The organism is Coprococcus ammoniilyticus (assembly GCF_025567345.1).
In the GTDB taxonomy this organism is placed as follows: Bacteria; Bacillota; Clostridia; order Lachnospirales; family Lachnospiraceae; genus Coprococcus; species Coprococcus ammoniilyticus.
In genome coordinates this window covers 305,096-329,767 of record NZ_JAOQJS010000005.1, presented here as the reverse complement: position 1 = coordinate 329,767, position 24,672 = coordinate 305,096, and the positions used below count along the sequence as shown (strand labels likewise).

The window sequence follows — 24,672 nt, the reverse complement described above, 5'->3', positions numbered from 1 at the left end:
TCATTAAAAAAGGAGTATTTCAGAGAGCCGCCGGGTGGTGTGAGACGGTGTATGTTTTTAGTGGTTATCCTCTGCGAGCAGTGCACTGAATTCCAGATATGGACATTAGGTGTCACCGGTTTTCTACCGTTACAAAGAAACTTATTTCTACAGTGTGAGCTTATGAGATGAGGTTGAGTGGTCATTTTTTTGAATGGCAAATAAAGTGGTAACGCGGAAGTTTACAGGCTTTCGTCTTTATGGAATTACATGAAGACGAAAGCTTTTTTTAATTTATAGGAAAGGTCGTCCTATAAAAGATATGTTTTTGTATAAACTCTTTGTGAACATACTATAATCAAGTATCTGCCACATGGCGGAAGGAAGGAGAATGATATGAATAGTTTGGTAATTATTCTTATCGCAGTAGTAGTTTTAGGAGCTGGCTATCTGGGTTACGGAAGATGGCTTGCTAAGAAATGGGGCGTAGATGCAAATGCAAAGACCCCGGCCGTTGCAAATGAAGATGGAAAGGATTATGTGCCATCATCAAAGCTTACAGTATTTGCACATCAGTTTTCATCCATCGCAGGTGCGGGACCTGTACAGGGACCAATCATTGCGGCAATGTTTGGATGGGTACCGGTTTTACTCTGGCTGCTTGTCGGAGGCGTATTCTTCGGTGCAGTACAGGATTTCGGTTCTCTGTATGCATCCGTTAAAAATGAAGGTAAGTCCATCGGACTTGTTATTGAGAAGTACATAGGCAAGGCAGGAAGAAGATTCTTCTCACTGTTCTGCTGGCTCTTTACACTTCTTGTTATTGCAGCCTTCACATCTATGGTTTCATCAACATTTAACGGATTCACGACAGGTGCTGACGGAGCAGTAACAAAGAACTTTAACGGTGCAGCAGCCGCTACGGTATCTATGTTATTCATTGTTGTCGCTATGGTACTCGGTGTTGTTATGAAGACCTGTAAGAATATGAAGGAGTGGGTGAAAGCGATCGTTGCTATCGTCCTCATCGTTGCAATGTTTGCAGTAGGTATGAAGCTTCCTTGGTACTTAAACGGTGACCAGTGGAACTACGTTATCATGGCATATCTGTTCCTTGCATCCGTACTTCCTATGTGGTTACTTATGCAGCCAAGAGATTACATGACAACATTCATGCTTGTTGGTATGTTGGTTGGAGCATTTGTCGGTGTTCTGGTTGGACATCCGAATATGGGGCTGAACGCTTTCAATGGTTTCACAGTTGTATCGTCAACAGGTGCTAAGAGTTATCTGTTCCCAACATTGTTTGTAACGATCGCCTGTGGTGCGGTTTCCGGTTTCCACAGCCTTGTTTCATCAGGAACATCATCAAAGACGATCAGAAATGAAAAAGATATGTTATTCGTAGGTTATGGCGCAATGATCCTTGAGACACTCCTCGGTGTTATTTCATTGATCGTAGTTGGCGCAGTAGCAGTTGGAGGAAAAGCACCGGAAGGACTTACACCATTCCAGATCTTCTCACAGGGTATCGCAGGTTTCCTTGAGAAGTTCGGACTTCCAAATTCAGTAGCAAATGTATTCATGACCATGTGTGTATCAGCACTTGCTCTGACATCCCTTGATTCAGTCGCACGTATCGGACGTATGTCATTCCAGGAGCTGTTCATGGGAGATACTACAGATCCATCTCAGATGCCTGTATGGCAGAAGATTCTTACAAATAAGTATTTAGCTACAGTTATAACATTGTTCTTTGGTTACCTTCTCTGCAAGGGTGGATATTCAAATGTATGGCCACTCTTCGGATCAGCAAACCAGATGCTTGCAGCACTTGTACTGATTGGTGTAGCAGTATTCCTCAAGGCAACAAGCAGAAAGCATGCAATGCTTTATCCACCAATGCTTATAATGCTTGCTGTAACATTTACAGCTATCGTTCTCAACGTAATCGGAAATATCCAGAAGTTCCAGGCCGGAACCGGTACATTCCTTGTTGAAGGACTTCAGCTCATTGTTGCAGTATTCCTTATCGTACTTGGTATCATTGTAGCAATTACATGTATCAGAAAACTTGTTCTTATGAAGCATGAGAAGACTGCTGAAAAGGAAGCATAAAATAATATTCAAATAAAAAACAATAAACGTAAAATAAATAATAAATCTAAATCGTAAAAATAATATTCATTGAAAAACTGTGGATGGGGAGATATACAGATATCCTCCCACCACAGTTTTTTGTGTTATAATAACTCCGTCAGGAGGTATGAAGATGAAGCTGGTAGTATGTTTTCCGGGAATCGGCTATCACTGCGACAAGCCACTGTTATATTATGGCAGGCGCGTAGCAGAATCCGTAGGATATAAAGAATATAAGAACGTAGAATATGTGAATCGGATCGGAAACGTCAAAGGCGATCCGGCAAAAATGCAGGCAGCATTTGAAGACCTGTACGGACAGACAGAGGAAATATTAAAAGATATAGATTTTTCCGGGTATGACAGCATTTTATTCTTATCAAAAAGTGTAGGAACGATCATTGCGACTACTTACGCAGAACGACATAAGATGCCATGCAGGCATGTGCTGTATACTCCGCTTGAGGCGACATTTGACAATTGCGCATCTAATCTGTCGGGGAGAGCGATAGCATTTACAGGAACGGAAGATCCATGGGTGGAGAGCACCGATGCAATTACAGATCGGTGCCAAAAAGCAGGGATTCCGGTTCATGTGATAGAGAAAGCAAATCATTCCTTAGAGACAGCCGATGTATGGAAGAATCTGAAGAATCTGGAAAAAATCATGGCGCAGACGGCGGATTTTATAAGCCGGTAAAAAAGTCTTGACTTTGAGCAAACTCCAAGTGCTATAGTAAGGAAAAATCAAATGAAGGATGGTGGCGCAGATGACGATCAAGGAAGTAAGTGAGAAATTTGGTATCTCACAGGATACCCTTCGGTATTATGAGCGTGTAGGGCTGATTCCACCGGTTACAAGAACTCCGAGTGGAAACAGAGATTATCAGGAATCGGATCTTGGCTGGGTAGAAAATGCAGTTTGTATGCGGAATGCCGGCGTTCCAATCGAGGCATTGATTGAATATGTGAAACTGTATCAGATGGGAGATACGACGTTTGAAGCAAGACGGCAGCTATTGCAGGAGCAGTATGACGTATTGCAGGAGCAGAAAGAACAGATCGAGGCAACCATGAAGCGGCTTGCCTATAAGGTATCGCGCTATGAGAAAGCGGTACAGACCGGCGTATTGTCATGGGATAAGGAGGATTGTTAGAACATTATGTATATTGAACAGATTAACGGACCGGAAGATGTAAAGAAATTAAATATAGAAGAAATGACGGCGATGGCAGCAGAGATGCGACAGGCATTGCTGGTTCGTGCAAGTAAGCATGGCGGACATTTTGGACCGAATTTTGGTATGGTAGAAGCAACGATTGCGATGCATTATGTATTTGAGTCACCAAAGGACAAGATCGTATATGATGTATCCCACCAGAGCTATCCGCATAAGATGCTGACAGGCAGAAAGGATGCTTATCTCTACGAAGAACATTACGATGATGTATCCGGATATACAAATCCAAAAGAAAGTGAGTATGATTTCTTTGAGATCGGACATACATCTACATCTGTCAGTCTTGCCTGTGGCCTTGCGAAAGCCAGAGATCTGAAAAAGGAAGACGGCAACGTGATCGCTGTGATCGGTGATGGTTCATTAAGCGGTGGCGAGGCATTGGAAGGTCTTGACTATGCGGCTGAGCTTGGTGGCAATCTGATCATTGTTGTAAATGATAATGACATGTCGATCGCTGAGAATCATGGTGGTTTGTATCAGAATCTGAAACTGCTTCGTGAGACAAACGGGCAGGCAGAATGTAATCTGTTCCGTGCAATGGGACTTGATTATGTATATGTAGATAAAGGAAATGATATTGCTGCATTGATCGCAGCATTTGAATCTGTAAAAGACAGTAAGAAACCGGTTGTTGTGCATATTAAAACTTTAAAAGGAAAAGGCTATGCACCGGCAGAACAGAATAAGGAACAGTGGCATTGGTGTATGCCATTTGACCTTGAAACAGGAAATTCTTTGATGGAATTTGACGGAGAAGATTATTCCGACGTAACCAGAGATTATCTCTTAAAGAAAATGAAGGAAGATCCATCTGTAGTTACGATCACATCTGCAACACCTACTGTTATGGGATTTACAGAAGATAAGAGAAAAGAAGCAGGCAGTCAGTTTATTGATGTCGGTATCGCAGAGGAGACAGCGGTTGCACTGGCATCCGGTATTGCGGCAAATGGCGGCAAGCCTGTATATGGTGTATACAGTTCATTTATCCAGCGGACATATGATCAGCTGACACAGGATCTGTGCATCAATAACAACCCTGCAACGATCGTTGTATTTGCGGGATCTGTATATGGAATGAATGATGTAACACATCTTGGCTTACAGGATATTCCGATGCTTACAAGTATTCCGGGGCTTGTGTATCTGGCACCGACAACCAAAGAGGAATATCTGGCAATGCTTGACTGGAGCGTAGAGCAGACAGAGCATCCGGTTGCGATCAAGCTTCCGGGAGCTGCGATGGTATCGGACAGAAAAGCTGTAACAAAGGATTTCAGCCAGTTAAATAAATACGAAGTAACCCAAAAGGGAAGCAAGATTGCCGTTATCGGTGCAGGTACTTTCTATCAGCTTGGAACAGATGCAGCAGCACTGATCGAGGAGCAGACAGGAGTTACGCCAACCATCATTAACCCACTGTATGTTTCCGGTATGGATGAAGAACTTCTGAATGATCTGAAGAAAGATCATGATATCGTAATTACATTAGAGGATGGTTATCTGGAAGGTGGCTTCGGTCAGAGAATCGCCGGCTTCTATGGTGATTCTGATATGAAGGTTCTGAATTACGGTTTAAAGAAATTCTTCTATGACCGCTACGATGTAAATGAAGTATTAAAAGAAAATCATCTGACAGCAGAACAGATTGCAGAAGATGTGAAGAAGGTTTAACAGTATAAAAAATCGCTTACAGGTAATATTAATCAGAAATAATGTTTGATAAAGGAGATTAAACAATGTCGATGATTAACAGAGAAGTAAGCGATTTTTTTGTGCATGCATATCAAAATGGTGAATTTAAAACGGTAACCAGGGACGACATATTAGGCGGATGGAGTGTATTTTTCTTCTATCCCGCAGATTTTACATTTGTCTGTCCGACGGAGCTGTCAGATCTGCAGGATAAATATGAGGATTTCAAGGCTGCCGGCTGTGAGGTTTATTCCATATCAACAGATACGCATTTTGTGCATAAGGCATGGCATGATACATCGGAAAAGATTGGAAAGATCACGTTTCCGATGTTGGCAGATCCAAATCATGAATTATGTGAAGATTTTGAAGTGATGATCGAATCAGATGGGATGGCAGAGCGTGGCAGCTTCGTCATCAACCCGGAAGGGCGAATTGTTTCCTATGAAGTCAGTGCAGGAAATGTCGGGCGAAATGCAGATGAACTGTTTCGTAAATTGCAGGCATGCCAGTTTGTTGCGGAGCATGGAGATGAGGTCTGCCCTGCCAAATGGCAGCCGGGAGGAGCTACGTTGCGTCCAAGTCTGGATCTTGTAGGGAGATTGTAAGAATGAAGAATGAAAATATGTATGATGTGGTGATTGCAGGCGCGGGACCGGCGGGGCTTACAGCAGCTATTTATCTGGCGAGAGCCTGTTACCGGGTGCTTGTTGTCGAGAAAGAGAAGATTGGCGGACAGATCACGATAACAGAAGAGGTGGTGAACTATCCGGGAATAGAGAAAACAGATGGAAAATCCCTGACCGCTGCTATGTACAGACAGGCAGAGAATTTTGGTGCAGAATTCCTGATGGCAGAGGTTGAAAAGCTGGATGTAGATGGAGAATATAAAATCGTGCATACAAATAAGGGCGACTTTTCCTGTTACGGAATTCTGCTCGCAACCGGAGCACATCCGAGAATGATCGGATTTGAGGGGGAGAAACGGTTTAAAGGACGGGGCGTAGCTTATTGCGCAACTTGTGATGGAGAGTTCTTCACCGGCAAGGAAATATTTGTTGTGGGTGGCGGTTATGCTGCTGCGGAGGAAAGTGTATTCCTTACCAAGTATGCCAGCCATGTGACGATATTGATCCGGGGTGAAGATTTTTCCTGCCCTAAGTCATCGGCGGATAAAGCCAGAGCAAATGAAAAAATTACGGTGCTTACCAGTACTGAGATCGTCCGCGCGGAGGGTGAAGATGTCCTGACAACACTGGTGTATAAAAATGTGAAAACAGGAGAAGAAAGTGTATATCATGCGCCAAAAGGAGATACGTTTGGTATTTTCGTATTTGCCGGATACGAGCCGGAGACTTCGTTGCTGCAGGGAAAAGCAGAGATTGATGAAAAGGGATATGTAATTACGGATGCTTCTGGACAGACCAGTATATCGGGTGTTTATGCGGCTGGCGATGTCTGCCAGAAAAATCTTCGTCAGGTAGTGACGGCAGTCGGTGATGGTGCAGTTGCAGCGACAGAGCTTGAACGGTATGTGGCAGCCATGCAGAAAAAGAATGGAGCAAAGCCATCACGGAATTTGCGGGAAAATAAACAATCAAAGGAGAAGAATGTTACACAGGAGAAAAAGAGTGAAGGAATGCAGCCTGTGGTCGCTGAAAATACCGGATATGGAATGTATAAAACTGGACAACAGAAACAGCCGGAAGCAGAAGATTCATTGTCGGACGAGTTCTTTGATGAAGAGACGGAAAAGCAGTTAGATGAGGTCTTTGACCGCATGGCGCATCCGCTGATCCTGAAATTATATCTGAATCAGAAGCAGGAGTCAGTGCAGCTAAAACAATATATGGAAGCTATGAGCAGACGAACCGAAAAGCTCAGTGTAATCGTAGCAGAGGAAGGGGCAGACGGGGATTCTGTTCCGGCAAACGAACGACCATTTGTCAGGATTTTGGGAGAAGACGGAAGTGATACCGGGCTTGGCTTCCATGGTGTACCGGGTGGACATGAATTCACTTCTTTTGTGATTGGATTGTATAATGCTGCCGGACCGGGACAAGAAGTGGATGCACAGATTATGGAGCGTATTCATGCGATCAAAAAGCCGCTTCATATCAAGATTCTTGTAACACTTGCCTGTTCCATGTGCCCCGATCTTGTCATCGCAGCACAGAAAATAGCCGCAGAAAATCCACAGGTTACAGCAGAGATTTACGATGTGATGCTATATCCATCTTATCAGAAACGCTATAAGGTTATGAGCGTACCATGCCTTGTTGTGAACGATGAACATGTAGCATTTGGAAGAAAGACATTACCGGAGCTATTAGACTATTTGGATGAGATTTTATAAAATAATAGAGCATCTCTTTACTGGATATATATTCGGTAAAGGGATGCTCCTTTTATTTTGAATAATTTGTGATCGTGTAAAATAGGATATTAGACAAAACAGATTAAATAAAAAGATTGACACCCTACAAAATAGGGTATACTATTTAGAAAAAAGGAGGGATGAATTAGCGAATGATAAGAACATTTATTGAAATACCATTATTTACAAAACGGTGGAAAGAAATAGGGCTTGGGGAAGATGAGTTACGAGCATTGCAAATTATGCTATTAAAAAATCCAGAATCAGGACCGGTAATGGAAGGAACTGGTGGAATACGTAAGGTACGGTTCCCATTAGAAAATAGAGGAAAGAGTGGTAGTGTTCGTGTATGTTATACGGATTTTGCAGAATATGAAGTTACCTATCTAATAACTGCATTTGAAAAGAAAAGTCAGGAAAATCTGACAAATGAAGAAAAAAATGTACTTAAGAAGTTGGTAAAATCTTTGAAAGAGGAAACGGCAAAGAATAGGAGATGATTTCTATGGGTTCATTATTTGATGATTTAAAACAGGGATTGGAAGAAGCAATAGAGTATGAAAAAGGACAGGGAAAAGCTCGCGTAAAAACATATATGATAATGCCAGTGAAAGAATATTCAAATACAGAAATTCGTGAGATCAGGATGCGGGCAGGAATGACACAGGGAGTTTTTGCATCTTATATGGGTGTTTCGAAGAAAACAGTAGAGGCATGGGAGTGTGGCAGAACACACCCAACCGGACCAGCGTTTCGTTTGCTTGATATCTTAGCTTCCGAAGATCTGGATGAAACAGAATTTGTAGTAGCAAAATAATAAGAAGAAAAAATAAAAAGAACGTCCTTCTGCCTGGTATCAATGTTCATTAATATAACATCAGTGAGATTTCGTTGTGCGGTGCACATAACCAGATCAGAGTAAGCTACACTAAGCTCAAACTACGCTAATGCTTGTTTTCACTAAGTGTACTTACATGGCACGCACTAACCTCAGACTTCGTGTTAACGCTCGTCTTCACTAAGTGCTCCGCTCAGCCGCAGGCGAGTTAGCACAGGAGTATTTACGAATAAGTTATGTGCAACAAACAGAAGTCGTAACGAGTTATATAATGGGCATTGATACCAGGCAGAAGGACGTTCTTTTCGTTTTGAAAACTTACATTTGTGTACAACAGGATACAAATAGGATATAATTGCCATGTATGATAGGTTCAGAATCTAAGATATCGAGAGATTAAAAAATGAATTCTGGAAATGGGGAGCGCTATGAGTTACAACATTTTACTGGTAGAAGATGAAGCAGGAATTGCAGAGGGCATCATGGATTACATGAAAGAGAGTGAGATCACATTTACCTGGGCGGCGGACGGAGACGAGGCACTTGCTCTGGTGTACGAACATGAATATGATCTGGCACTTTTAGATGTGATGCTGCCGGGGGCAGATGGATTTGAGATATGCAGAGCCATCCGGGCAAAGAGTTACGTTCCGATCATTTTTCTGACCGCCAGAGGCAGAGAAGAAGACCGGCTTTACGGGTACGATCTCGGTTGTGATGATTACGTTGTGAAACCATTTTCCATGGCAGAGCTTCAGGCGAAGATCCAGTCATTTTTGCGTAGGTCGAAAGGCTTGTGGACGAAGAATCAGGTGATCCAGGTGGGAGACATCAAGATGTATCCGGACAGACTGCTTGTTGAGGCAGCAGGAGAAGAGGTCCGGCTTGCACCAAAAGAATATGCGATGCTCAAATACCTGATGGAGCATAAGGGCATGATCGTGACAAGGGATGATATGCTTGTCCGGTTATGGGGGTATGATTACGATGGTGGTGACCGTGTGGTTGACAACCATGTAAAGAAGCTTCGCAAAGCACTTGGTGACAGCGGTAAAATGGTAAAGACCGTATTTGCAAAAGGATATCGGATGGAGTAATCAGATCAGAGAGGTGGACTATCATATGAAAAAAAAAGAAAAGAAATATTATGGGAAAAAAAAGAAGTTTTATTCCTTCTTTTTAAAGATTTTTATTCCGTTTATTATTGTAACATCGATACTTGGGGGTATCATTACAGCATTTTTAAACCTGACATTTCAGAATAATATATCGAGCAATGTGCAGGCTGCAGAAAAGACGATCCGTCAGGCAGGCATAAAATACTGGAATATTTATCAGACGGAGCTTGAAGAACAGAAAGACGCAGATTACGAGTTCCAGACACCGTATGATCATTATATTGGAAATATGATATATTTGAATAATCTGTCAATGGCTGCGTTAAATGACAGTGAGGTGGTCAATATGCAGGGATTTATTCATCTGTATCAGAAGGACGATGCCGGTAATCTGACAGAGATCACGGATCAGAAGGATAAGGTATTTCTTCAAATCAATGATACATCTGAGAACAAATATATGCTGTATTGTGATAATGATATATTTGAAGCGGCTGTTCCTGAAATAAAGGATATGTCTGCGGATTTTTCACTTGATAAAATGAATGAGATCTATGTATCAGGAATGCAGTTTTATCCGGCTTCCTATACCTGTTTTGCAGATGGGGAGGAGCAGGAAAGAACGGTATCAGAGATACCGGATGGTTATGTGAAGCTGGATCAGAGTTCGGGATTTACCATTCCGCATGGAGTCGTTGGCTGCATACCAACATCGTTAAAGGTTGACCGGTATACAGGTACGGATGAGATCGTGAATGATTATCAGAATAATTCCAATTGGGAATATGTGGAAGATACAGAAAAATGTGCATACGGCACACATACAGTCTATGCATTCCCTATCAACAATGACAACACTGCTTTTGCAGTCATTGATTATCATTATAATATTGTAAAGTCACTGATGGGACATATGATCATTTACACATGGCTTGGGGTAGTGCTTGGAAGTGCATTGATCTCACTTCTGATCGCATATATAATGTACAGATCCTATAAATCAGCGTATGATATGGAGCAGTACAGACGAACAACTTCAAATGCGATGGCACATGATCTCAAAAGCCCGCTTGCCGTTATTTCTCTGTATGCCGAGAATTTGAAATCAGGAAAGAATCCGGAGAAGAACCAGTATTATATGGACGGGATATTAAATGAAGTAAAGGCAATGAATGAACAGGTTGCATCCATCCTTGATATGGCAAAGGCTGAGGATGTAAACACAGAGCTTCATAAGACTAAAGTTGATATTGGAAACATCATAAATACAGCAGCAGATGTATATGCGGAAACAATTAAAACTAAAAATATCAGGCTTGACATTCAGGGAAGCTGCCAGATCGAAGCAGACGAGGCTCTGATGTATCAGGCAGTTATGAATATGATGGATAATGCGGTTAAGTATGTTACAAAGGATGGAAAGATCACAGTTCAGATGAGCAATGAGCGCCTTTCCATTCAGAATACAAGTGAGCCGATTCCGGAAGATATTTTAAAGAATATCTGGAATCCATTTGTCAAAGGGGATAACAGCAGACATGGACACAAAGGAACCGGGCTTGGCTTATCCATTGTCAAAACCATCATGGATCGCCATGGATTTATTTGTGAGATGAAAAATGCAGGTGATGGTGTGGAAGTGAAGGTGGACTTTTAGATAAGTTAATGATAAGGAGTGCCGGCAATGACATTACAACAGTTAAAATATATGATAACAGTAGCGGATACAGGAACGATCACGGAAGCAGCAAATAAGCTGTATATCTCGCAGCCAAGTCTGACAAATGCGATCCATGAACTGGAAAAGGAAATGAATATCGTCATTTTCAACCGGACGAATAAGGGTATCAGTCTTTCAAAGGAAGGAGAGATATTCTTAGGATATGCAAGACAGGTTTTGGAACAGGCGGCTATTTTAGAAGATAAATATAAGGGAAATGATGGTGGTAAGAAACAGTTCTGTGTATCAACCCAGCATTATTCATTTGCCGTCAATGCATTTGTGGATCTGGTCAAGCAGTATGGACAGGATGAATATGATTTCAGCATACGGGAGACGCAGACTTATGAGATCATCGAAGACGTAGCAAGGATGAGAAGTGAGATCGGAATCTTATTCCTGAATGATTTTAATGAAGCAGTGCTGCGTAAGCTTCTGCGTTCGAATGATCTGGAATTTCATTTGCTGTTTGTAGCCAGACCGCATGTATTTATCAGCAGAAAACATCCGCTTGCCGGCAAGACGGTCATAACAAATGAAGAACTTGAGGACTATCCGTATCTGTCATTTGAACAGGGGGAGCATAATTCCTTTTATTTTTCAGAAGAGATTTTTTCATCCTTTGAGCGGAAACGGAATATCCGTGTCCGGGACAGAGCTACGTTGTTTAACCTGCTGATCGGTTTAAATGGCTATACCGTGTGCAGCGGTGTGATCGATAAGAAGCTGAATGGCAGAGACATCATAGCAGTTCCGCTTGCCGATGAGAGTGATATGCGGATCGGATATATCACGCATAAGAAAGGAATGATCAGCCGGTTGGGAAATACATATCTGGAGGCTCTGAAAAAATATCTGAGTCCGGAACCGCCCAGACGAAAACTGGAACATCGGGGACGCTTTAATGAACTTGGCAGAGATGGGGAAATGCTGACGGATGTTACAGGTAAGATAGATGAACATATAAAGAAGCTGAAATAAAATCGAAAAGGATTTTGTTTAGATATAGTTTGAAACTATGACAAACAGAATCCTTTTTGTATTATACAGATCTTGTTCGCTGCCATATAATAAGCGGGAAATCACGGCTGGGAAATAAGCAGAGTGGTTATTATAGAAATGATTTGAATTATATGGAGGATAAAGCAATGAGTCAGTTACAGACACCATTTCGTTATGATTATGTAGGAAGCTTTCTTCGCCCTGCAAAGTTAAAGAAGGCGAGAAGACAGTTTGATGAGGGAAATATCTCATACGATGAATTAAAGAAAGTAGAAGATGAAGCGATCACAGAGCTTATAACAAAGATAAAGGAATCAGGCTATCATGTTATTACAGATGGTGAATTCCGTCGTGCAACCTGGCATCTTGATTTTATGTGGGGATTTGATGGAATCGGACATACACCTACAAAGACAGGTCTTCCATTCCATGGTGAAGCAGCTATGGTCGATGATACTTATCTGGTTGGAAAAGTCGGCATATCCAAAGAGCATCCATTTGTAGAGCATTTTAAGTTCGTAAAACAGTTTGAAGATGAGAATACAGTAGCAAAACAGACAATGCCATCTCCTGCTCAGTTCCTTGCGCAGTTTACAATGCCATTCAACCGTGTGGAGACGGAGAAATACTACACATCCGATGCAGACCTGGTAAAGGATATTGTAGATGCATATGGAAAAGTGATCCAGGATCTGTACAATGCAGGATGTAGAAATATCCAGCTTGATGACTGTACCTGGGGCATGATGGCAGACAGAAGCGGACATCTTGCATACGGAACAACTGCTGAGGGCTTAAAGGAGATCCAGAAGATCCATAAGGATATCAATAATCAGGTAATCGCAAATGCACCAAAGGATCTGACAATCAATACACATGTATGTCGTGGTAATTTCCATTCTACTTATGCAAACAGTGGTGCTTATGATCCTGTAGCAGATATCCTGTTCGGAGAAGAAAATGTAAATGCATATTATCTGGAATTCGATGATGAGCGTTCCGGCGGATTTGCTCCGCTTGCAAAGGTTTCCGGTGATAAGAAGGTTGTGCTTGGTCTTATTACAACGAAGTCACCAAAGCTTGAAAATAAGGAAGAAGTAATTGCCCGTATAAAGGAAGCTGCAAATTATATTCCACTTGACAGATTATATCTCAGCCCACAGTGTGGATTTGCATCCTGTGAGATCGGTAATAAGCTGACCGAGAAAGAACAGTGGGATAAGCTTCGTCTTGTAAAAGAGATTGCAGAAGAAGTGTGGTAGAGCGATAATAAGAAATGTGACAGGTCACAGTTATGGGCTGGTCGAAAGACCCAGGTCCAACCAAAAGAACAGGCGGGGAAACTCCCCGCCGTTTTGTTTTTTTTTAAAACGATATATGTTTAAACAATGCAACTGCACATAACACGATAGCAAGTGGTACATAGAGGTAACGTCCAATGGAATACCAGAGTGTGCCACGATTTTTTTTGCTGCCGCAGTTGACAGCTTCGAGCAGTTCGTCCTTCTTCATGACATAGAACCATGAGACAGCACCGATGGTTGCGCCGATCGGGATGATGTAGATAGAAACAATATCCATCCAAGGTCCCCATTTGGAGATCGTCTCCATACCGATGCCACAGCCAAGGCATAACACACCGATGATGATCAGGACTGCGGTACGGCTGAGCTTCGGAAACTGGTGTAAGAGTGATTCGGCAACCGCCTCAAACATATTCTGAAGGGAGCTTACACCGGCGAAGATCATTGCTATATACAGGATGATCGCAAATAACCGTCCAAGTGGAATGTTCTGTAAGATGGTCGGCAGGGTAACAAAGAGAAGACTTGGACCTGCTCCGACATCAACGCCATAAGAGAAACATGCCGGGATAATGACCAGCGCTGCGACAACGGCAGCAATCGTATCAAAGATCGCAGTATGTCTGGCAACTCCGACAACATCTTCATCCTTTGACAGATAAGCGCCATAGACGATCATGCCGCTTCCCGTAACTGACAGGGAGAAGAATGCCTGTCCCATTGCCCAGATCCAGATCATAGGATCAGCAAGCTTTGACCAGTCCGGTGTGAACATGAACTTATATCCTTCTGCTGCGCCCGGAAGCATAGCAACACGGACTGCAAGGATCAGGAAAATGATGAAGAATAACGGCATCATGATCTTATTTGTCTTTTCTATACTATGCGCTCCAAAGAACAGGGTCAGGAGCGTTCCGGCTACCACGATAATGTGAAGTGGGATCACGGAGAACGGTTTAGATGAAAATGAATCAAACCAGGCTGCTGTATCTTCATGCATTAAAGTTCCGATCAGAGAATCAAGGAAGGCTTTTAAAATATAGGAAACGATGATAGCATAACCGATCGCGATACATAAGGAGCCCGCGAGTGGAAGCCAGCCAAGCAGTCCGCCGGCAGTACCGGCTTTTTTACCTCTTGTTTCCCATGCATGTTTATAAGCACCAAGTGTTCCCGTCCCGGCTTTTCGTCCGATCGCAAATTCGGTCGGAAGTGCCACATAGCTGAATATAAAGATAAAAAGCAGGTAGATCAGCAGAAATGCGCCGCCACCATTACTTCCCAATTTATTTGGAAATCCCCAGACATTTGCCATACCAACGGCAGAACCAACAGAAGCCAGAATGAATCCCCATTTGCTTCCAAAACTTTTCGTATTTTTATTACTCATAAACTAACCTTATCTCAGTTAAATAACTGCTTTCTATATATTATATAGATGGTTTTGAAATTGATATTCAATCGTTATGTGTGAACAGTTTGACTTACTAAAACAGTGGCATTTGAGGTCGCCGGTCCTCACATTTCGTACTTAGTGAGTGCTTGCACGAGCTTAGAACGAAAGCGCACCCTTGTGGTGTAGATGGCGCTTAAGCGGCATCTTAGTACCGTTGCAGAGCTAACTGAGACCTTAGCGAGGTTTACCGAGGTTAGTTCGAAGTTACACAGCGGGGAAACGAGCGGAAGCGTCCACTGGTTAGTAATGTCAGAACTGTTTACACATGATGAATATTAATTTCAAAATCATCTGCCGACACTGTTCCAGTTTAAAGGTTTACAGTCGAAAAAGCAACAAAAATATTATTCACCTATTGACATGGTAGGTGAATAGGAATATTATCTTTGTAGCATAATTTGGAAAGAGGGAGAAATACTATGGTCATCTCGTCAAAAGGACGGTATGCATTACGCGTTATGGTTTATCTGGCGGTAAATCATGATGGCAGTTTTATACCATTAAAAGAAATATCACAACACGAAGAGCTGTCACAGAAATATCTGGAAAGTATCACCCGGATGCTGTCAAAAGCACATCTGATCGAAGCGGCAAGCGGACATGGAGGTGGCTATCGTCTGACCAGGGAACCGGAAGAATATAATGTAGGCGAGATTCTGAAGCTGACGGAAGGGACCCTTGCACCGGTATCCTGCCTGAAGGATGATTCAGTACCATGTGACCGGTCGGAATTATGTTATACATTACCGATCTGGCAGGGACTTGCCGATCTGATCAATAATTATTTTGATAATATGACGCTTGCCGATGTGGCAGGAAAAGCTGAGAAAACAGTGAAAGAATAGATGAATATACAGGAGGCACGAATATGTCAGAGAAACAGTTATTAAATGTAAAGAATTTGTATGTAGATGTAGAGGAGAAGCAGATCCTTCACGGTGTGGATCTGTTGATCGGAAAAGGTGAGACACACGTTCTCATGGGACCAAACGGAACAGGTAAATCAACACTTGGCTATGCACTCATGGGAAATCCAAGATACACCATAAAGAGCGGAGAGATCTGGTTTCAGGGTAAAAATATTACAGAGGCGCCTGTCAATGAGCGGGCGAAAGCAGGAATCTTCCTGTCCTTCCAGAATCCTTTAGAGGTTCCGGGTGTGACTTTAAGTTCATTTATCAGAAATGCATTGGAGCAGAAGACAGGAAAAAGACAGCGTTTATATGATTTCAAGAAAGAGCTGGAGCGTACAATGGAGATCCTTCAGATGGATCCATCCTATGCAGAACGTGATCTGAATGTCGGATTTTCCGGTGGTGAGAAAAAGAAGGCAGAGATCTTACAGCTCCTGATGCTGAAGCCTTCACTTGCAATCCTTGATGAGACAGATTCCGGTCTGGACGTTGATGCTGTAAGAACAGTATCTGCCGGTATCGAAGAATACCAGAAGAATTGCAAGGGCAGTCTTCTGATCATTACCCATAGCACGAAGATTCTGGAGTCCTTATCTGTTGATCATACACATGTTATGGTAGAAGGTAAGATCATACAGACCGGTGATGCATCTCTGGTAGAGGAGATCAACCGGAATGGATTTGCAAAATATGAGAAGACAGAGCAGAATCAGTAGTCTTTGAAAGGAGCATCCGATAGATATGAAAGAAAAAACATATGTAGAAGACATAGACAGAAATATATATGACTTCAAAGATGATGAAAAAGATGCTTATAAGATCAAGGCAGGACTGACGCCTGAGATCGTTGAGCAGCTTTCGAAAGAGAAACATGATCCGGCATGGATGCAGACCTTCCGTCTGGAATCCCTGCAGATCTATAATAATATGGAAGTACCGGACTGGGGACCATCGATTGAAGGTCTGAATATGGACAACATCGTAACCTATGTCAGACCAAATACAAATATGAAAGCAAAATGGTCTGATGTGCCGGAAGATATCAAGAATACATTTGAACGACTGGGCATCCCACAGGCAGAGAGAAAATCTCTTGCAGGTGTCGGAGCACAGTATGATTCCGAACTGGTATACCACAATGTCCGTCAGGAGGTAGCTGAAAAGGGCGTTGTATATACTGATATGGAGAGTGCATTAAATGGCGAATATGCAGATATGGTAAGAAAGCATTTTATGAAGCTGGTTCGTCCCAATGACCACAAGTTCGCAGCTCTTCATGGTGCTGTATGGTCAGGCGGTTCCTTTGTATATGTGCCAAAGGGAGTATCCGTAGAGATTCCGTTGCAGTCTTATTTCCGTCTGAATGCACCGGGAGCCGGACAGTTTGAACATACCCTTATCATCGTGGATGAGGGCGCGGATCTTCATTTCATCGAAGGCTGTTCTGCACCAAAATATAACGTGGCAAATCTCCATGCCGGATGCGTGGAATTATTTGTCGGTAAGAATGCGAAGCTTCGTTATTCGACGATCGAGAACTGGTCAAAGAATATGTATAACCTGAATACAAAACGTGCAGTTGTAGAAGAAGGTGGAACGATCGAATGGGTTTCCGGTTCCTTCGGATCCCACGTATCCTATCTATATCCGATGAGTATCCTTAAGGGAAAGGGCGCGAAGATGGAATTTACCGGTATTACGTTTGCCGGAAAAGGACAGAATCTGGATACCGGAGCAAAGGTTGTTCACAGTGCACCGGATACCAGTTCCTACATTAATACAAGATCTATTTCAAAGGATGGAGGTATCAGTACTTTCCGTTCTTCCGTTGTAGTAGCAAAGGAAGCAGAGAATGCCAAGGCAGCAGTATCCTGTCAGTCGCTGATGCTGGATTCTATCTCAAGATCTGATACGATCCCGGCGATGGATATTCGTACCAGAAAGGCAAATGTAGGACATGAGGCACAGATCGGCAGTATCAGTGATGATGCGGTATTCTATCTGATGTCCCGTGGTATGAGTGAGGAAGATGCCAGAGCTTGTATCGTCAGTGGATTTGCGGACAACGTATCAAAGGAGCTTCCGCTGGAATATGCTTTGGAAATGAACAATCTGATTCGTCTGGAAATGAAGGGCAGTATAGGTTAGGAGGAAATGAGCAATGGACAAGAATACGATCAATATTAATAAACTTCCATCCAAAACATGGTACTGGCTTCATATGAATGATACAAAGGTTTCATGGAATCCGGAGATAGCACCATGTAAGGTGACGGTAGAGGAAACATTTGAAGATAAAGAGACAAACAGCCTGATATCCGGGGATGCGGCAGAATTTGTCACAGTTGAGAGTGGAGCAGGAAGAGAGGCTGATCCGATCTTTGCAGATGCGCAGACAGAAAAAACAGTTCTGACTGCTTCGGACAAAGACGCGAAGGCAACAATCCGTCTGGCTGTTGATGGAACGACAGCAACATCTGCGGCAGGTGCATGTTATCTGACGGCAGAAGAAGGTACGGATACAACCATAATTGAGACATTTACAAAGAAAAGTGCGCAGGCAGGTTCACTGGCATATCGTACGATGATACAGGCAAAGAAAGACAGCCGTGTTCGTCTGGTACAGGTATTTATGCAGGATGAAGAACAGACTCTGTTAAATGATATCGGTTGTGTCTGCGATGAAAATGCAAAGTTCGATATCCTTCAGATCTTTATCGGAAAAGGTGATCTCTATAACGGAATCCGTACAGATCTTAAGGGTACAGGAGCAGATACACAGGTCGAGATCGGCTACCTTGGACAGAAGACACAGAAGATTGATGTGAACCTGATCATAAATCACTTCGGTAAGAAGACGAATTGTGAGATCCAGGTAGATGGAACCTTAAAGGATGCAGCAGAGAAAGTATTTCGTGGAACGATCGATTTCAAGAACGGCGCATCCGAATCCACAGGCGCAGAGACAGAAAATGTACTCCTGCTTGGTGATGATGTGATCAATAAGACAATCCCGATCATTCTCTGTGCAGAGGAGGATGTAGAAGGTTCTCACGGTGCAACGATCGGCGAACTGGATGAGGAGACATTATTTTATTTTGAATCAAGAGGCATCGACAAGGAGACTGCGGAGGATATCATGACCCGCGGCAAATTCGAGATGTTATATCGCCACATAGGAGATGAGCAGACACAGAAGCTGGTAGAAGCACAGCTTGCGGAGGTAATGGCAGATGATAGAGAAGAATTATAAAGAGGATTTTCCGTTATTACAGACAAATAAAACCATTTATATAGACAATGCGGCTACAGCACAGAAGCCGGCAGTTGTAATTGAAGCAGAGAAGCGTTTTTATGAAGAAAGCAATGCAAATCCGCTTCGTGGTTTCTATCCGCTGAGCCTTGCAGCAACAGAAGCATATGAAGATGCCAGAAAAGTTGTGCGTGATTTTATTCATGCAGATTCTGAAAAAGAAATCATCTTTACAAGAAATACAACAGAGAGTCTGAACCTTGTTGCATACAGCTATGCATGCAGTCATTTGAAAGCAGGAGATGAGATCGCAGTCAGCATCATGGAGCATCACAGCAACATTCTCCCATGGCAGATGGCAGCGAGAATGACAGGTGCAACGGTCCGGTATCTGAACTGTGAGAAGGACGGTACTTTGACAGATGAGACACTTGCAGCAGGAATCAATGAGAAGACAAAGCTTGTAGCGATCGGACAGGTATCCAATGTTCTCGGTTGTGTGAATCCGATCAAGAAGATCGCAAAGCTTGCACATGCGGTCGGCGCGGTTATTGTAGTAGATGCGGCACAGAGCGCACCGCATATGCCGATCGATGTCAAAGATCTGGATGCGGATTTTCTTGCATTTTCCGGTCATAAGCTAATGGGACCGATGGGTATCGGCGTGTTATATGGAAAAGAAGCATTACTGGAAGAGATGCCGCCATTTATGACAGGTGGCGAGATGATCCAGTCGGTAACGACAGAAGGAGCGGTATGGGCTGAACTTCCGCATAAGTTCGAGGCAGGAACTGTAAATGCAGCCGGTGCAGCCGGACTTGCAGCCGCAATTTCATATATTAATAAGATTGGATTTGAGACAATCGAGCAGAGAGAACTGGAACTGACCCGACATGCGATGGAAGGACTTGCAAAGATTCCGCATGTTCATGTGATCGGCTCAGAAGATCCTGCAAACCATACCGGTATTGTGGCATTTACGATCGACAATGTACATCCACATGATGTCAGTGAGATCATGGCAGCAGATGGTATCGATGTTCGTGCCGGACACCATTGTGCACAGCCATTGCTTACTTATCTGAAGGTGTATAATACAACAAGAGCCAGCTTTATGTTCTACAATACGATAGAAGAAGTCGATGCATTTGTAGAGAGTGTTGCAAATGTCAGAAGGAGAATGGGATATGGAGAATAGAAGTTTTTATAATGAGATCCTGACGGAACACAATATCCGACCGGAATTCAAGCATGATCTTCCGGATGCGAACATTGTACTGGAAGGTGTAAACCCGAACTGTGGGGATGATATTTGGTTGAAATTAAAAGTAGAAAACGGAATCATCGAAGACGGAGCATTTGTCGGAGACGGTTGTGCGATCTCACAGGCGTCCGCTGATATTATGCTTGGCATGATCGTCGGAAAGACCGAGGAAGAAGCGTTGAAGCTTGGAAAACTTTTCTTAAAGATGATACAGGGCGAAGCGACCGATGAAGAGATCGATGAACTGGAAGAAGCCTCCGCCTTAAAAGATATCTCCCATATGCCTGCCCGTGTAAAATGCGCAGTCCTTGGCTGGCATACCCTGGAGGAAGCATTAAAAAAATAAACGAAAAACAGCTACTGTCATATGTCAGACGACATAGATAGTAGCTGTTTTAAAGTTCTCTGTTATTCGCGCTGGTGTAGGTTTGCACATATTAATATATGAAGTTAAAGCCATTAAAGTGGATATAAATAAAAGATGATAGATATTTTTGTGAAGCAAACCTATTCACGCTGTGTAACTTCGAACTAACCTCGGCGGAGCCTCACTAAGTTCTCAGTTATTCACGTCGGTTCTTAGCGATCCGCATAAGCGGGAGCTTAGTACCGTTACGTGAAAATAGAGCGAGAGCGTTTTGCGTAACAAAGAGTATCTATCATCTTTTATTTATAATGCCAAGTCAGTCTATAATACTTTCGAAAGGAAATCCTTTAGTCGAGGATTCTTTGGATTGCCAAAGAATTCTTCCGGCGTGCCGGTTTCAAGAATCTGTCCTTCATCGATGAAGAGGACTTTATTGGCAACCTCCTTTGCAAATCCCATTTCATGAGTAACCACGATCATGGTCATTCCCTCTTTTGCAAGATCCTTCATCAGGTCGAGAACTTCTCCAACCATTTCAGGATCAAGAGCAGAAGTCGGTTCATCGAATAAGATCACATCCGGATTCATAGCAAGCGCACGAATAATGGCAACTCGCTGTTTCTGACCACCGGATAAAGTAGAAGGATACACATCCGCTTTATCCTCCAGACCGATCCGTTTCAAAAGCTCCTCTGCCTTTGCTCTTGCATCTGCAACGATCTGAGCCTTTGTGGTTGTGATATTAAGCTTTTCCTGCTTTTCCTTGCGGAACAGGTTCGTGAGCGGAAGCAGACGATTATGACGCTTCGCTTTTTTCAGATCCTGACAACGCACCAGTACAGGAGCAAGCATGATATTCTGAATAACGGTTTTGTTGTTATACAGATTAAAATGCTGGAATACCATTCCCATATGACGACGGTGGATATTGATATCAACCTTCGGGTCTGCAATATCGACACCATTGAAGATGATCTGACCGCCTGTTGGGTCTTCCATACAATTTAAACAGCGAAGAAATGTACTTTTACCAGAACCTGAAGGACCGATTACAACCATTATATCGCCTTTATCGATTGTGACATTGATGCCTCGTAAAACTTCATTGTCACCAAAGTGTTTTTCAAGATTAATGACGTCTATCACTCTTTCTCAGGCTCCTTTCCATAAGTTTGATACCAAGGCTGATCAGAAGCACCATCACAATGTAGATCAGTGCCATAACCAGATATGGGATCATGAATTCGTAGCTGTTACTACCAATATAGTTAAATGCTACATATAAGTCAGTAGCACCAACAAAGCTTACAACAGATGTTTCCTTGATCAGAGATATAAATTCATTTCCCAGAGTAGGAAGGATGTTTTTAACTGCCTGAGGAATCACAATCTTGCGCATGGTCGTCGCAAAGCTAAGTCCCATGGCACGGCCACCCTCCATCTGTCCGGGATCAACAGAAAGGATACCGCTTCGCATGATTTCGGAAATATAAGCACCACTGTTTAGACCAAATACAAGCATTGATACCTGTACACCGCTCATATGACCTCCTACGATAGGGAGCAGAACATAGTAAAACAGCAGTAACTGCACGACCATAGGAGTCCCACGGAAGAATCCGACATAGACGCTGCAGATCGCATCTAAAACCCGTGGCAGCCGTTTATATTTTGGAATGACGCGGACAGTTGCAATAATGGTTCCGATCAAAATACCTATGATCAGACCGGTTATGGCGATGATAACGGTATTCTTAAGACCCTCAACAACCTTTACATATCCTTTGTTATCAATGAATATTTCTATGAACTTTTGTATTTTACTTGAAATGTCTCCCATGAAATATCCTTTCAATATCATTTATTTTCTTTACGCGAGGAACGCGTGATTCTTATAGCATATTTTTACTGCATAGCATTTAATGATTTTGTAATGGCAGCAGCAGGAGCAGAATCGATGATAACATAATTTAAATTTCCGTTTAATAAATCCTGAACTGCAAGTGAACCGTTCTTATAACCGGTAGATGTCATCTTAAGACCAGCGAATCCCCAGTCATCATCACCTTCGCAGTAGAACTGTCCGGTTGTACCTGTCTGGAAACCAATCTTGCTACTTGAATCCTTAGCGTTAAGGATTGCATTTACATCATCGGCGGTCTTACATTCGTCAAATTCTGTGTTGTCTGATGGAACGATCAACTTCTGGGAAGCCTTGTAGTAAGAATCTGAGAAAGCTACATATTCTTCACGATCCGGCTTGATTGTAAGACCGGCCATAGCGATATCACATTTCTGCTGACCAACGGAGAGACATACAGCATCGAAATCCATGTTCTGGATAACCAGCTCCTTACCGAGCTTGTCAGCGAGTGCCTTAGCGATCTCCATATCGATTCCGTAGTAGTTCTCACCCTTTGTATACTCAAATGGTTCGAATGCAGCGTTTGTTGCTACAACTAACTGATCCTTGCTTGAATCTAATGTAGCTGATTCAACAGCAACAGGCTCGCCATCACCGAAGTAGTGGTTGCAGATCTCTTCAAATGTGCCATCTGAATTCATATCTGCGATAAATGTATTAACCTCTTTTAATAAGTCAGGCTGTGTTTTGTCAACGCCGAAAGCGTATTCCTCATCTGTAAGGTCAATCTCAATAACCTTAGCAGTCTTCTTATCAGAAGATTTGCTGTCGTCGTTTTTGCTTCCGCATGCTGTTAATGCAGTCATAGCCAAGGCTGCAGACATAGTAATTGCTAAAAATTTTTTAAGTTTCATTTTTCATTACTTCCTTTCATTCTTTTCTGAATAAATATACCATTGTGTTTTGGAAAATGCAATTTATATATGCAAAAAATTGCTGAAAATTACAGGTTTTATGCAGGTTTTATAAATGCTTTTCGTATTTTCCGCCAATATGCATACCTTCTTTTACGACAACAAAGGCATGTTCATCGATGGTTTTCAGTCCACGGCGGAGATGAACACATTCATATTTGGAAAGGATCGTAACGATCATATAAGTTGTTTCTTCGGTATAACCACCACGCGCCTCCCACCAGGTTGCATCCCGGTGAAATTCGTTTACGATGTAATCAAGGATGGCTTCCGGTTCTTCTTTTGTATAGATCACAACTTCGGTATTGATGTTCTGCGTATGTGCTTTGTCAGTCATCAGAGTACTGACAGCGGAATAGATAATGCTGTATACGGCTGTCGGGATACCAAAAAGGATTGCACAGATGCCGTAGACAACAGCATTGACTGTCAAAGATACCTTTCCCACGCTGAAATTTTTGTATTTCTTGGTAAAGAACATACCGACGATATCCATACCGCCACTGGAGCCGCCGGAGCGTAAGGAGATACCGATTCCTGTACCGGCGAGAAGTCCACCCATAATGCTGGCAGTCAGGCTGTCATTGACCAGAGGTGTAGCCGGAATTGGAAATATACTTAAGAATATCGTCTGACTGATCAGGCAGACCAGTGTCCGGCTGAAGAAACTTTTGCCGATTGAGATATATGCCATGATAAATAAAGGTATATTTAAGATAAAGTTGATAATACCTGCGATATCGGTTCCTGATGCAAGCGATGGAAATACTTGGATCAGTAAGGTTCGTATGATCTGGCTGATACCAAGGACACCGCCGTTATACAGACTGGCGGGGACGATAAAGAAGTTGATTCCGGCGGCAAATAAAACCATGCCGCCGATCGCAGCAGCATTTCTTTGCCAGAGTGTTTTGTCTTTGAGATTCATATGCATGCCCTCCCTTATTAATGCTTGTACAGCTTGTGTAGATTATGAGCTTCAACCTGTTGATACTATCAAGACAGGAACGCTTTTGTAAATATTTATATGTAGAGTATAAAATATTTCCGGTAAAAAAGCATCTAAAATATAAGGAAGACTTGATCATAAATTGCAGAATTACAGGTTGTGGGGCGGAAGTGAATGCAGTACAATAATGCAAGCAGAAAATATGTGTTAAGAGGATT

23 protein-coding genes and 1 other annotated feature (1 of these 24 running past the window's edge) are annotated in these 24,672 nt (G+C 42.7%); of the genes, 18 read left to right on the top strand and 5 right to left on the bottom strand.

Annotated elements, in window-relative coordinates; genetic code table 11:
• Positions 1-242, top strand: a binding site (T-box leader); it begins 24 nt to the left of the window's first position.
• Positions 243-375: 133 nt separating this feature from the next.
• From OCV60_RS09870 to OCV60_RS09815, 12 genes are all read left to right on the top strand, one after another.
• Positions 376-2,097, top strand: coding sequence for a carbon starvation CstA family protein (locus OCV60_RS09870; RefSeq protein WP_173788836.1), 1,722 nt, complete (start codon positions 376-378; stop codon positions 2,095-2,097).
• A 154-nt stretch (positions 2,098-2,251) separates the two neighbouring features.
• The gene (locus tag OCV60_RS09865) at positions 2,252-2,818 is read left to right on the top strand and encodes an alpha/beta hydrolase (protein ID WP_262530115.1); all 567 of its coding nucleotides are present in this window, start codon (positions 2,252-2,254) and stop codon (positions 2,816-2,818) included.
• A 70-nt stretch (positions 2,819-2,888) separates the two neighbouring features.
• Positions 2,889-3,275: a MerR family transcriptional regulator gene (locus OCV60_RS09860; RefSeq protein WP_021944808.1), complete on the top strand. Its 387-nt coding sequence runs from the start codon at positions 2,889-2,891 to the stop codon at positions 3,273-3,275.
• A 6-nt stretch (positions 3,276-3,281) separates the two neighbouring features.
• Entirely contained in the window at positions 3,282-5,033 is a 1,752-nt protein-coding gene (locus OCV60_RS09855) for a 1-deoxy-D-xylulose-5-phosphate synthase (RefSeq protein ID WP_262530114.1), read from the top strand.
• A 65-nt stretch (positions 5,034-5,098) separates the two neighbouring features.
• Entirely contained in the window at positions 5,099-5,662 is a 564-nt protein-coding gene (gene ahpC / locus OCV60_RS09850) for an alkyl hydroperoxide reductase subunit C (protein WP_262530113.1), read from the top strand.
• 2 nt (positions 5,663-5,664) lie between these two features.
• Positions 5,665-7,410 (top strand): FAD-dependent oxidoreductase, encoded by a 1,746-nt coding sequence (locus tag OCV60_RS09845; RefSeq protein ID WP_262530112.1) that lies wholly within the window; start codon positions 5,665-5,667, stop codon positions 7,408-7,410.
• Between the two features lie 173 nt (positions 7,411-7,583).
• Positions 7,584-7,931, top strand: a complete 348-nt coding sequence (locus OCV60_RS09840; RefSeq protein ID WP_008399964.1) for a type II toxin-antitoxin system RelE/ParE family toxin — start codon at positions 7,584-7,586, stop codon at positions 7,929-7,931.
• A gap of 5 nt (positions 7,932-7,936) precedes the next feature.
• A complete protein-coding gene (locus OCV60_RS09835; RefSeq protein ID WP_021944812.1) occupies positions 7,937-8,248 on the top strand; it encodes a helix-turn-helix domain-containing protein in 312 nt (103 codons plus the stop codon).
• Positions 8,249-8,697: 449 nt separating this feature from the next.
• Complete coding sequence (locus OCV60_RS09830) at positions 8,698-9,366, top strand: response regulator transcription factor (protein ID WP_262530111.1); 669 nt, start codon at positions 8,698-8,700, stop codon at positions 9,364-9,366.
• Positions 9,367-9,391: 25 nt separating this feature from the next.
• Entirely contained in the window at positions 9,392-11,044 is a 1,653-nt protein-coding gene (locus OCV60_RS09825) for a sensor histidine kinase (protein WP_262530110.1), read from the top strand.
• Between the two features lie 27 nt (positions 11,045-11,071).
• The gene (locus OCV60_RS09820; protein ID WP_173788840.1) at positions 11,072-12,088 is read left to right on the top strand and encodes a LysR family transcriptional regulator; all 1,017 of its coding nucleotides are present in this window, start codon (positions 11,072-11,074) and stop codon (positions 12,086-12,088) included.
• Positions 12,089-12,255: 167 nt separating this feature from the next.
• Positions 12,256-13,371, top strand: coding sequence for a 5-methyltetrahydropteroyltriglutamate--homocysteine S-methyltransferase (locus tag OCV60_RS09815; protein WP_173788841.1), 1,116 nt, complete (start codon positions 12,256-12,258; stop codon positions 13,369-13,371).
• Positions 13,372-13,474: 103 nt separating this feature from the next.
• Here OCV60_RS09815 and OCV60_RS09810 read toward each other — a convergent pair whose 3' ends face one another.
• The gene (locus OCV60_RS09810; protein WP_262530109.1) at positions 13,475-14,803 is read right to left on the bottom strand and encodes a sodium-dependent transporter; all 1,329 of its coding nucleotides are present in this window, start codon (positions 14,801-14,803) and stop codon (positions 13,475-13,477) included.
• Positions 14,804-15,288: 485 nt separating this feature from the next.
• Here OCV60_RS09810 and OCV60_RS09805 point away from each other — a divergent pair, with 485 nt between their 5' ends.
• Genes OCV60_RS09805 through sufU form a run of 6 tightly spaced genes read left to right on the top strand, consistent with a single transcriptional unit; the run spans position 15,289 to position 20,646 of the window.
• On the top strand, positions 15,289-15,714 hold the full coding sequence (locus tag OCV60_RS09805) for an RrF2 family transcriptional regulator (protein WP_262530108.1): 426 nt from the start codon (positions 15,289-15,291) through the stop codon (positions 15,712-15,714).
• 23 nt (positions 15,715-15,737) lie between these two features.
• Entirely contained in the window at positions 15,738-16,499 is a 762-nt protein-coding gene (sufC, locus tag OCV60_RS09800) for a Fe-S cluster assembly ATPase SufC (RefSeq protein WP_262530107.1), read from the top strand.
• A 25-nt stretch (positions 16,500-16,524) separates the two neighbouring features.
• Complete coding sequence (sufB, locus tag OCV60_RS09795) at positions 16,525-17,931, top strand: Fe-S cluster assembly protein SufB (RefSeq protein WP_021943693.1); 1,407 nt, start codon at positions 16,525-16,527, stop codon at positions 17,929-17,931.
• 13 nt (positions 17,932-17,944) lie between these two features.
• Positions 17,945-19,036, top strand: coding sequence for a SufB/SufD family protein (locus OCV60_RS09790; RefSeq protein ID WP_117785559.1), 1,092 nt, complete (start codon positions 17,945-17,947; stop codon positions 19,034-19,036).
• Complete coding sequence (locus OCV60_RS09785) at positions 19,017-20,234, top strand: aminotransferase class V-fold PLP-dependent enzyme (RefSeq protein ID WP_173788844.1); 1,218 nt, start codon at positions 19,017-19,019, stop codon at positions 20,232-20,234. Before OCV60_RS09790 ends, OCV60_RS09785 begins: the two co-directional genes overlap by 20 nt.
• The gene (sufU, locus tag OCV60_RS09780; protein ID WP_008399947.1) at positions 20,224-20,646 is read left to right on the top strand and encodes a Fe-S cluster assembly sulfur transfer protein SufU; all 423 of its coding nucleotides are present in this window, start codon (positions 20,224-20,226) and stop codon (positions 20,644-20,646) included. Before OCV60_RS09785 ends, sufU begins: the two co-directional genes overlap by 11 nt.
• A gap of 342 nt (positions 20,647-20,988) precedes the next feature.
• Here sufU and OCV60_RS09775 read toward each other — a convergent pair whose 3' ends face one another.
• The 4 genes from OCV60_RS09775 to OCV60_RS09760 all read right to left on the bottom strand — a co-directional run bounded on the left by OCV60_RS09775 (position 20,989) and on the right by OCV60_RS09760 (position 24,433).
• The gene (locus tag OCV60_RS09775) at positions 20,989-21,813 is read right to left on the bottom strand and encodes an amino acid ABC transporter ATP-binding protein (protein WP_021943690.1); all 825 of its coding nucleotides are present in this window, start codon (positions 21,811-21,813) and stop codon (positions 20,989-20,991) included.
• Positions 21,797-22,507, bottom strand: a complete 711-nt coding sequence (locus tag OCV60_RS09770) for an amino acid ABC transporter permease (RefSeq protein WP_021943689.1) — start codon at positions 22,505-22,507, stop codon at positions 21,797-21,799. Before OCV60_RS09770 ends, OCV60_RS09775 begins: the two co-directional genes overlap by 17 nt.
• A 65-nt stretch (positions 22,508-22,572) precedes the next feature.
• Positions 22,573-23,445, bottom strand: a complete 873-nt coding sequence (locus OCV60_RS09765; RefSeq protein WP_021943688.1) for a transporter substrate-binding domain-containing protein — start codon at positions 23,443-23,445, stop codon at positions 22,573-22,575.
• A gap of 109 nt (positions 23,446-23,554) precedes the next feature.
• On the bottom strand, positions 23,555-24,433 hold the full coding sequence (locus OCV60_RS09760) for a YitT family protein (protein WP_021943687.1): 879 nt from the start codon (positions 24,431-24,433) through the stop codon (positions 23,555-23,557).
• Positions 24,434-24,672 lie beyond the last annotated feature (239 nt).

Excerpts from the sequence above, each read along its gene's own strand:
- OCV60_RS09870 (WP_173788836.1), top strand. The coding sequence starts at position 376 with ATGAATAGTTTGGTAATTATTCTTATCGCAGTAGTAGTTTTAGGAGCT.
- OCV60_RS09865 (WP_262530115.1), top strand. The coding sequence starts at position 2,252 with ATGAAGCTGGTAGTATGTTTTCCGGGAATCGGCTATCACTGCGACAAG.
- OCV60_RS09860 (WP_021944808.1), top strand. The coding sequence starts at position 2,889 with ATGACGATCAAGGAAGTAAGTGAGAAATTTGGTATCTCACAGGATACC.
- OCV60_RS09855 (WP_262530114.1), top strand. The coding sequence starts at position 3,282 with ATGTATATTGAACAGATTAACGGACCGGAAGATGTAAAGAAATTAAAT.
- ahpC (WP_262530113.1), top strand. The coding sequence starts at position 5,099 with ATGTCGATGATTAACAGAGAAGTAAGCGATTTTTTTGTGCATGCATAT.
- OCV60_RS09845 (WP_262530112.1), top strand. The coding sequence starts at position 5,665 with ATGAAGAATGAAAATATGTATGATGTGGTGATTGCAGGCGCGGGACCG.
- OCV60_RS09840 (WP_008399964.1), top strand. The coding sequence starts at position 7,584 with ATGATAAGAACATTTATTGAAATACCATTATTTACAAAACGGTGGAAA.
- OCV60_RS09835 (WP_021944812.1), top strand. The coding sequence starts at position 7,937 with ATGGGTTCATTATTTGATGATTTAAAACAGGGATTGGAAGAAGCAATA.
- OCV60_RS09830 (WP_262530111.1), top strand. The coding sequence starts at position 8,698 with ATGAGTTACAACATTTTACTGGTAGAAGATGAAGCAGGAATTGCAGAG.
- OCV60_RS09825 (WP_262530110.1), top strand. The coding sequence starts at position 9,392 with ATGAAAAAAAAAGAAAAGAAATATTATGGGAAAAAAAAGAAGTTTTAT.
- OCV60_RS09820 (WP_173788840.1), top strand. The coding sequence starts at position 11,072 with ATGACATTACAACAGTTAAAATATATGATAACAGTAGCGGATACAGGA.
- OCV60_RS09815 (WP_173788841.1), top strand. The coding sequence starts at position 12,256 with ATGAGTCAGTTACAGACACCATTTCGTTATGATTATGTAGGAAGCTTT.
- OCV60_RS09810 (WP_262530109.1), bottom strand. The coding sequence starts at position 14,803 with ATGAGTAATAAAAATACGAAAAGTTTTGGAAGCAAATGGGGATTCATT.
- OCV60_RS09805 (WP_262530108.1), top strand. The coding sequence starts at position 15,289 with ATGGTCATCTCGTCAAAAGGACGGTATGCATTACGCGTTATGGTTTAT.
- sufC (WP_262530107.1), top strand. The coding sequence starts at position 15,738 with ATGTCAGAGAAACAGTTATTAAATGTAAAGAATTTGTATGTAGATGTA.
- sufB (WP_021943693.1), top strand. The coding sequence starts at position 16,525 with ATGAAAGAAAAAACATATGTAGAAGACATAGACAGAAATATATATGAC.
- OCV60_RS09790 (WP_117785559.1), top strand. The coding sequence starts at position 17,945 with ATGGACAAGAATACGATCAATATTAATAAACTTCCATCCAAAACATGG.
- OCV60_RS09785 (WP_173788844.1), top strand. The coding sequence starts at position 19,017 with ATGATAGAGAAGAATTATAAAGAGGATTTTCCGTTATTACAGACAAAT.
- sufU (WP_008399947.1), top strand. The coding sequence starts at position 20,224 with ATGGAGAATAGAAGTTTTTATAATGAGATCCTGACGGAACACAATATC.
- OCV60_RS09770 (WP_021943689.1), bottom strand. The coding sequence starts at position 22,507 with ATGGGAGACATTTCAAGTAAAATACAAAAGTTCATAGAAATATTCATT.
- OCV60_RS09765 (WP_021943688.1), bottom strand. The coding sequence starts at position 23,445 with ATGAAACTTAAAAAATTTTTAGCAATTACTATGTCTGCAGCCTTGGCT.
- OCV60_RS09760 (WP_021943687.1), bottom strand. The coding sequence starts at position 24,433 with ATGAATCTCAAAGACAAAACACTCTGGCAAAGAAATGCTGCTGCGATC.